Origin of the sequence: Pedobacter steynii (assembly GCF_900103665.1) — a bacterium.
Lineage (GTDB): Bacteria > Bacteroidota > Bacteroidia > Sphingobacteriales > Sphingobacteriaceae > Pedobacter > Pedobacter steynii.
The window spans coordinates 247,120-254,178 of the sequence record NZ_FNGY01000012.1 but is presented as its reverse complement, the minus strand read 5'-3'; the positions used below and the strand labels follow the sequence as shown (position 1 = coordinate 254,178).

7 protein-coding genes are annotated in these 7,059 nt (G+C 41.6%); 4 read left to right on the top strand and 3 right to left on the bottom strand.

The window, feature by feature from the left end; genetic code table 11:
- Positions 1–114: 114 nt before the first annotated feature.
- Entirely contained in the window at positions 115–834 is a 720-nt protein-coding gene (locus BLQ87_RS28005; RefSeq protein WP_074612209.1) for a polysaccharide lyase family 7 protein, read from the bottom strand.
- A gap of 377 nt (positions 835–1,211) precedes the next feature.
- On the opposite strand from BLQ87_RS28005, the gene BLQ87_RS28000 reads away from it, so the two are divergent.
- Positions 1,212–1,970, top strand: a complete 759-nt coding sequence (locus BLQ87_RS28000) for a M57 family metalloprotease (protein ID WP_074612208.1) — start codon at positions 1,212–1,214, stop codon at positions 1,968–1,970.
- A gap of 101 nt (positions 1,971–2,071) precedes the next feature.
- Here BLQ87_RS28000 and BLQ87_RS27995 read toward each other — a convergent pair whose 3' ends face one another.
- Positions 2,072–2,758: an RluA family pseudouridine synthase gene (locus BLQ87_RS27995; RefSeq protein ID WP_074612207.1), complete on the bottom strand. Its 687-nt coding sequence runs from the start codon at positions 2,756–2,758 to the stop codon at positions 2,072–2,074.
- Between the two features lie 30 nt (positions 2,759–2,788).
- The gene (gene panB, locus BLQ87_RS27990; protein WP_074612206.1) at positions 2,789–3,604 is read right to left on the bottom strand and encodes a 3-methyl-2-oxobutanoate hydroxymethyltransferase; all 816 of its coding nucleotides are present in this window, start codon (positions 3,602–3,604) and stop codon (positions 2,789–2,791) included.
- A gap of 296 nt (positions 3,605–3,900) precedes the next feature.
- Here panB and carA point away from each other — a divergent pair, with 296 nt between their 5' ends.
- The 3 genes from carA to BLQ87_RS27975 all read left to right on the top strand — a co-directional run bounded on the left by carA (position 3,901) and on the right by BLQ87_RS27975 (position 6,974).
- Positions 3,901–5,013 carry a glutamine-hydrolyzing carbamoyl-phosphate synthase small subunit gene (carA, locus tag BLQ87_RS27985; RefSeq protein WP_074612205.1) on the top strand — a complete coding sequence of 371 codons (1,113 nt, stop codon included), beginning with the start codon at positions 3,901–3,903 and terminating at the stop codon, positions 5,011–5,013.
- An 89-nt stretch (positions 5,014–5,102) separates the two neighbouring features.
- The gene (locus BLQ87_RS27980) at positions 5,103–5,873 is read left to right on the top strand and encodes an ABC transporter ATP-binding protein (protein WP_074612204.1); all 771 of its coding nucleotides are present in this window, start codon (positions 5,103–5,105) and stop codon (positions 5,871–5,873) included.
- Between the two features lie 9 nt (positions 5,874–5,882).
- Positions 5,883–6,974, top strand: a complete 1,092-nt coding sequence (locus BLQ87_RS27975; RefSeq protein WP_074612203.1) for an ABC transporter permease — start codon at positions 5,883–5,885, stop codon at positions 6,972–6,974.
- Positions 6,975–7,059 lie beyond the last annotated feature (85 nt).

Below are 7,059 nucleotides of genomic sequence, written 5' to 3'. Positions count from 1 at the left end.
ACTTGAGAAACTATATCGAGCTTCTCCTCAAATGTGTGTTTTGCCATAAATGATAAACCCCAAAAGTTTTTGTCCAACTTTTGGGGTTCACTTCATTAGACTGCCCGCTTTTTTTTAAAGAACGCCGATCGGGCCGTTCTTCCAGTATTTGATGTTTTTCCATCGGGTTTCTGAGCGGTTACCTTCAATGTTATAAGTGCCACATTTGAAGTAATGGGTAGCCTGCCCACGGTCGTCGAAGGTACCAACATGTGCATTATCGAGATACACATAGATTTTACCATTGTCTGCATCGTGCTGCACATTCACATGGATCCATCTGTTGTAGACATTGGTCATCAGCGTCTGACTGCCATAACGCTTCAGGGTCCCGTTATTTGCAGAGAACACTTTCATCATAAAAGATGTCGAATTGCTTACTCCCCCAAAAACCTGCATTACATCTGTTCCTGTTGAACCGGGAACAATGTATACATCTCCTTCAAACTGGTGTTTACCCAACAAATAATCATTTTTCATTCTGAACTCAGACCTTGGTCCGGTATTGCTGGTTGGGGTATGCGGGCTGTCGTCAGGGTAGATCCAGAACGTATGCTGTCCGCCGGAATAGGTATAGCGGTCGGACTGTGGCAGATCATGTGGAGTTTGGATAGTATAGGTATAAGGTGTTAGCGTCCATCCGGTAGTCAGGGAACTGATCCCGGCCTCCTGGCCAGACATCTGTACCTTTGCAGCAACCTGCTCCTGCGGGGTTACCGGATTTTCATTCTTTTTGCAGGACAACTGTAAAAAAGACAAAAGCACTGCAGCGCTGAATAATGGCATTAATTTCATAATCGTTTAATAATTTGGTTTACAATAGGTTAATTAACTAAAATTAAACAATCACAAACAAGATTAATTCAGCCATATACCCTTAGTAATCAACCAGATTGTCGAATTAAAAAATAAAAAATTTCAAGGTAAAATATGCTGATATTTTCCAGTTTCTGCCCGCTCTTAAAAAAAGTCAAAATCTTGATTTCAATAAAGCTGTACAAGAAAAACCGGAAACACATTGCATTTCACACAGAGAAAATAGGTACAGCTTAGTGTAACATTAACATATACATTTTCAGTATTATTTAATAAAATATTTTTTTAACAACATTTTTTATTAAAGAGATATTCTTATATTAGATTATTACGATCTAACTAACCTCATCCCTATTATGATCAAAAATCTAAAAAACGTCGCTTGCATTGCACTTGTTGCACTAGCGATCTCATCGTGCTCTAAAACCAAAGATGCACCCGCTGCTCAGGAAGAAGCAGTAGTAAAAAAAGACAAAGTCTTCAATTACATTACCAGTCTGGGATTCCCTTCCAGCAGTATTGTTGACCTTGGAGCGGAATACATGGTAGAAGGAGACATCAGTTTCCCTAAAGACATGGAAGTTCCGACTACGGACGGCAGTCCGAAACTAGAGCAGTATTATACCGGTACTTTAGTAAGCCCGGCAAATGCAATTGCAATTAAAGTATTTGTAGATGCTACCATGACCAGTATGAACGCAGAAGTTGCTTCTGCTGTTGCTCAGTGGAACGCTGTAGCCGGTTCAGCGTTAAAGTTTAAAATAGTAACCGCTGCCCCTTATGATATCCGCATTACGAATGTGAATCTTGGAAATGGTGTTTGTGGTTCCGGTACTTTTCCTTCAGGAGGACTTGCCGGGAACCTGATCAGAATTAACAAAGCTTATATTTTAGCCAACAGTTTTGCTCAGCGTGCAAGAACCATTTGTCATGAATTAGGACATAACATCTCTTTCAGACATACCAACTGGGCAGCTATCGGAGAAAGTGGTGCCATCAATGTACCGGGAGTAGGTGGAACTGATGCCCTTTCATTAATGAACGGCGGTCAATGTGGATCAGGTGCTTCTGTATTGTCTGCAAAAGACAAAGCAGCTGTTGCCGCATTGTACTAATCACCAAACTTAATTAACCAATTAAATTATAAACGCTTTTAGATCGTAATCCCATTCAGGATAGATACTCTTCAAAAAGTATTTATCCTGAATTACGGTTCTTACATGTTCTCGAACTTTTCCCAAAAACCATCCACCGGAAGTTTGGCGAAAATATTTACAGGTTCTTTCTTTACCGGGTGGATAAATTGCAGTCGGCGGGCATGTAAACAAATACTTCCCTTTCTGCTTCCCCTTGGATAACCATATTTGTTGTCCCCTACAATCGGACAACCTAAAGTAGAAAGCTGCACCCGGATTTGATGTGACCTTCCCGTAAGCGGATCAACTTCAATCAGGTAATAGCCATTCAGCTCTCCGATTAACCGATAGCTCAATTCTGAACGCTGACTTCCCTCTACTTCCACATTATGTGGAGTAACGACATTTTTCTGCGGGTTTTTAACCAGCCAGTGCACCAAAGTACCGGAAGTTTTTGCAGGTTTATTTCTCACCACCGCCCAATAGGTTTTCTTTACCTCTCTGTTTTTGAAAACGGCATTCATCCTTTCCAGTGCTTTACTCGTTTTGGCAAACAGAATCACACCACTTACGGGTCTGTCCAGGCGGTGAACTACGCCCAGGAAAGCACTGTTTGGTTTGTTATAGGTTTTGGCCAGGTATTTTTTAACCATTTCGTCCAGCGGCTCATCCCCTGTCTCATCTACCTGGACAATATCACCTGCCCGCTTACATACCGCGATCAGGTGATTGTCTTCATAAAGTATATCTTTTGCTGTTATTGGCATCTTTGTAGTTGGAGCAATTTCAAGCTCTGATTAATATTGCTCTTTTTCGTTAGGGAAATCATTTGATTTCACATCTTTAATATAAGACTGTGCTGCATTTAAAATACCATCATACAGATTTACATACTGACGTAAAAACCGTGGTTTGAATCCTTTTGTTAAACCGATCATGTCATTTACAACCAATACTTGTCCGTCGCAGTCCGGCCCGGCACCAATTCCTATAGTAGGAATATCCAGGAATTCGGAAACTTCTTTACCAAGTGCTGCAGGAATCTTTTCCAATACTACTGCAAAACATCCTGCTTCCTGTAATGCTTTTGCATCAATTTTCAGTTTATCAGCTTCAGCCTCATCTTTTGCCCTTACCGTATAGGTTCCGAATTTATAAATAGACTGAGGCGTCAGGCCCAGGTGTCCCATCACAGGAATTCCGGCAGTGATGATTCTTTGTACAGACTCCACGATTTCTGTTCCACCTTCCATCTTCACGGCATGTGCACCGGATTCTTTCATAATGCGGATTGCAGAATTCAATGCCTCTTTAGAATTTCCCTGGTACGATCCGAAAGGAAGATCAACTACGACTAAAGCACGGGAAGCTCCCCTTACCACAGATTGCGCATGATAGATCATTTGATCCAGCGTGATCGGCAAGGTAGTTTCATGTCCCGCCATAACATTGGAAGCGGAATCTCCAACCAATAATACATCTAAGCCGGCATCATCAAGGATGGTGGCCATAGAATAGTCATAAGCAGTTAGCATCGCGATCTTTTCACCACGTTGCTTCATTGCTTGCAAAATATGGGTAGTTATCCGTTTTACTTCTTTATTTACAGACATGTTTTTATATTTTAGTTTGGGCAAAATTAGTTTTTACATCCGAAATAAAGCGAGTTTTATTCTTTTTGTGACAGAATCCGGTGCGGCTTCTTCTCCCTATTCGGGAATGTATTCCCTTGTCTCTCACAGAATGTAAAAAAAAGTCTTGATTTAAATCATCAAAAACGTATCTTTGTATCCCGAAATGAAGGGGTTACTTAACAGCACATTTGTTAACTACAGAAGTGATATCAAAATCACACAGAAACCATCATTTTTCTCTTTTTTCACCATAATTTCTCATTTTTATACACACAATGACTAACTACACCAAGTTACCTGCAATCTTGTTATTGGCTGATGGCACCGTTTACTACGGAAAAGCTGCGGGAAAAATCGGCACAACTACCGGAGAGATCTGTTTCAACACCGGAATGACAGGATATCAGGAAATTTTCACTGATCCTTCTTACTTCGGACAGATCATGGTCACCACCAATGCGCATATTGGGAATTATGGAATCCATAGAGAAGAAATAGAATCTGACAGCATCAAAATTGCAGGTCTGGTTTGTAAGAACTACAACATCGGATTTAGCCGTAAAGAAGCTTCTGAATCTATTCAGGACTATTTTCAAAATGAAAACATTGTAGGAATCTCTGATATCGACACCCGTGCTTTGGTGCGTCATATCAGACATAAAGGTGCAATGAATGCCATTATCTCTTCCGAAATCACTGACCTTGAAGAGCTGAAAGCTAAATTAGCAGAAGTTCCATCTATGGACGGACTGGAATTGTCTTCTCAGGTATCTACAAAAGCAGCTTATTTCTACGGTTCTCCTGATGCAACTTATAAAATTGCAGCTTTAGACCTTGGAATTAAAAAGAACATCCTTCGCAACTTCGACGACAGAGACATCTATGTACAGGTATTCCCGGCTAAAACAAGCTTTGAAGAAATGGACAAATGGGGTGCTGACGGTTACTTTATCTCTAATGGCCCCGGTGATCCATCGGCAATGCCTTATGCAATTGAGACGGTTAAACAGATCCTGGCTGCAGATAAACCATTGTTCGGAATTTGCTTAGGTCACCAGTTACTGGCAGAGGCGAACGGAATCGGAACGATGAAAATGTTTAACGGACACAGAGGTTTAAACCATCCGGTAAAAAACATCATCAAAAATCACTGCGAAGTAACTTCTCAAAACCATGGTTTTGGCGTTGTTCCTGAAGAAGTAAGAAGTTCTGACAAAGTAGAGATCACCCACATCAACCTGAACGACCAGAGTATTGAGGGCATCAGGGTAAAAGGTAAAAAAGCATTCTCTGTACAATATCACCCGGAATCTTCTCCAGGCCCACATGATTCACGTTACCTGTTTGATGATTTCATTGAGATGATCAAAGGCGAACTCGCCTGGTAATTAGGAGTTAAACATCATTTTACCGACATATTCGAAGGTTTAGCAAGGATTAGGTTTTCTATTCTTCTAAACCTTCTTACATTTATAACATGGACAAACCCAATGCCATTATCAGTGTAAAGAAGCTCGTTAAGAAATACGACGACTTTACCGCAGTACAAGGCATCAGCTTTGATGTATATCAAAACGAAATCTTCGGCCTCCTTGGCCCGAACGGAGCAGGAAAAACCACCACTTTAGAAATCATAGAAACCCTTCGTGAGAAAACCTCCGGAGAGATTGTAGTGGATGGATATTCCGTAGATAAAGATGCCAGTAAAATTAAAAGAATCATTGGTGTACAGCTTCAGGCAGCAGGCTATTACCCAAACCTTAACCTGGTAGAGCTCATGGAATTGTTCTCCGGCCTTTACGGTGTAGACATCAAGCCGATGGAAATGCTGGAAAAAGTAAACCTTCAGGACAAGGCTAAAGCAAAATACAAAGCGCTTTCCGGCGGACAAAAACAACGCTTCTCCATCGCCACCACCCTCATCAACTCTCCAAAGATCATTTTCCTTGATGAACCGACTACCGGACTTGATCCGCAGGCACGCCGGAACTTATGGGACCTGATCATTGACATCAGAAACAACGGAACAACAGTAGTCCTCACAACCCATTATATGGATGAGGCCGAGCAGCTATGTGACCGCGTGGCCTTTGTGGAACGTGGAGAGATCATCGCCCTGGATACTCCGGATAATTTAATAGACAAGCTGATCAATAGCGGTTTCGAGCGTAAGAAAGAAGTTAAAAAAGCCAATCTGGAAGATGTTTTCATCAACCTGACCGGAAAAGAGTGGAGAGAAGACAATTAAAAAAGATACATGAGTAAACCTTACAATAATACTAAAGCCACTCTGGCCCTTGCGAAAGCAAGTTTCCGTTCGATTATGCGTAGCCCCTCGGCAGTGGTATTTACCCTTGCTTTTCCCCTGGTCTTTATCCTGGTCTTCGGATTTCTGGGTGGCGGAGGAGTGAAAGTAGACCTGGCCATCGCTCCGGGTTCTGACCTTCAAAATCCAATCATCAAATCATTGGAAGATATTTCAATGGTCCATATCATCAAGGACAAAGATGCAGTATACATTAAAACAGAGCTGGAGAAAGGTCATATTGACGCCGTAATTGATGTACAAAAGAATCCAGCCGTAAAACCCGCTTACCTGGCTGATATTAAATACACCTCTGCTTCTTTAGATAAAGGGAATATCCTGAAGTCTGTGATTCACAACCTGATGTATACCTTAAACACCAAAGATGTCATGCCTACCGTAGCACAGCTGAATGAAAGTACGGTACAGGGAAGGATTTACCGGACGATAGATTTCATTTTGCCCGGACAATTAGGCTTCTCGCTGTTAAGCACCGGTGTTTTTGGTACAGCTTTCGTCTTTTTTAGTTTACGCCAGACCCTGGTGATCAAACGGTTCTTTGCTACACCAGTAAGGAAATCAAGTATTGTCTTTGGAGAAGGAATCGCAAGGATAGGTTTTGCTTTACTGGGTGCAGTATTCATTATCCTGCTTGGTCATTTCTGTTTCCATTTTACACTGATCAATGGCGCAGTCACGGTATTAAACATGCTGTTGCTTGCCATTATCGGACTGATCGTCTTTATGGGCTTCGGTTTTGTGGTTTCCGGAATCGCTAAAAGTGAAAGCACCATTCCTCCTATCGCAAATATCATTACCCTGCCTCAGTTCCTGCTGTCGGGCACATTTTTCTCTATAGATGCTTTCCCGACCTGGCTTCAGCCGATCAGCAGGGCATTACCGCTGACTTATTTGAATGATGCGATGAGAAAGGTGGCGTTTGAAGGTGCAGGATTATGGGATGTGAAACATCAGATTTTGATTATGGTGATCTGGGGTATCGGAATATATGCGGTTGCGGTGAAGGTTTTTAAATGGGAATAACATTCTTTTAAAGGAAATATACTGATCAGCTTAAACAAAAGGGTCCTTCCAATATTGGAAGGACCCTTTTGTTATTAATAAAATT

Excerpts from the sequence above, each read along its gene's own strand:
- BLQ87_RS28005 (WP_074612209.1), bottom strand. The coding sequence starts at position 834 with ATGAAATTAATGCCATTATTCAGCGCTGCAGTGCTTTTGTCTTTTTTA.
- BLQ87_RS28000 (WP_074612208.1), top strand. The coding sequence starts at position 1,212 with ATGATCAAAAATCTAAAAAACGTCGCTTGCATTGCACTTGTTGCACTA.
- BLQ87_RS27995 (WP_074612207.1), bottom strand. The coding sequence starts at position 2,758 with ATGCCAATAACAGCAAAAGATATACTTTATGAAGACAATCACCTGATC.
- panB (WP_074612206.1), bottom strand. The coding sequence starts at position 3,604 with ATGTCTGTAAATAAAGAAGTAAAACGGATAACTACCCATATTTTGCAA.
- carA (WP_074612205.1), top strand. The coding sequence starts at position 3,901 with ATGACTAACTACACCAAGTTACCTGCAATCTTGTTATTGGCTGATGGC.
- BLQ87_RS27980 (WP_074612204.1), top strand. The coding sequence starts at position 5,103 with ATGGACAAACCCAATGCCATTATCAGTGTAAAGAAGCTCGTTAAGAAA.
- BLQ87_RS27975 (WP_074612203.1), top strand. The coding sequence starts at position 5,883 with ATGAGTAAACCTTACAATAATACTAAAGCCACTCTGGCCCTTGCGAAA.